The sequence below is a fragment of the Streptomyces sp. SID3212 genome (assembly GCF_009865405.1).
Lineage (GTDB): Bacteria > Actinomycetota > Actinomycetes > Streptomycetales > Streptomycetaceae > Streptomyces.
This window is the reverse complement of sequence record NZ_WWJY01000346.1, coordinates 1-874: the sequence shown is the minus strand read 5'-3', so window position 1 is coordinate 874 and position 874 is coordinate 1. Positions and strand designations below refer to the sequence as shown.

At 69.3% G+C, this 874-nt stretch carries 1 pseudogene; it reads left to right on the top strand.

Annotation, left to right across the window (positions count from 1 at the left end):
- Window positions 1-450 precede the first annotated feature (450 nt).
- Window positions 451-874 (top strand): annotated as a pseudogene (locus GT042_RS10480) (hypothetical protein); the annotation flags it as partial.

Here is an 874-nt window from a genome sequence, read left to right as displayed (position 1 = left end):
GCCGCGGTCACGCCGGTCGTGAGGCCCGCCGTGAGCAGGGCGGCGACCATGGCCGCGCCCGCTCTCGTTCTCCTGCTTCTGAGCAAGTCTCCCCCAACGCTGAAGTGAGTTCGGACCACAACTGCACTTGTTCGAGCGTCAGTTGAGGTCCACACGATCAATTGAGAGCGCGTTTGAACAGAAGAGGCGATTTCCGCACGACGGGTTCCGCCGGGTCGACATTCGCCGGGCGTACGTCAGGAACACGCCGGAACACGTCCGAGAATCGCACCACACCTTGATGTGGACATGGCATACTTGCCGCCGACGCCGGTCAGGTCACTCGCACAAGATCCGCTCCATCACGTTCCGACACCTCCGAACGAGAGAGATGCGCGCATGCGTCACAGACGAGAGCGACTCCGCTGGGTGACCGGGCTCCTGTCGGTACTCGCCCTTCTGGGTCCTGCGGTGACCACGTCACCGGCCGTGGCGGCCGACACCCAAAAATCCACGCGCGTAGCGCGGGGTCCGGTCTCCTGGTCCGCCGACCTGTCGCGGGTCGACGCCGACGACGTCAACGTCCGTTTCGTACAGGGCGCGTTGGGCCTGCGCCGTACGGACACCACCGTGACCGCCACCACGGCCGGCGAGCGGGGGTACGGCACGCAGGTCCTCGCGCCGAGGACGCTCGACCGTCCCGTCGACCGGGTCAGGGCCGAGCTGTCCGCCCGTACCCCCTCCGGCGCCCGGGTCGCCGTCGAGGTCCGGGGACGGTCCGCCGACGGAGCCTGGACCGAGTGGCGCGAGGTGGAAGGCGCGGCGGCGGCGGCCCTGCCCCGTACGGTCGCCACCGTCCAGGCCCGCCTCACGCTGTGGGACACGGACGGGCGGG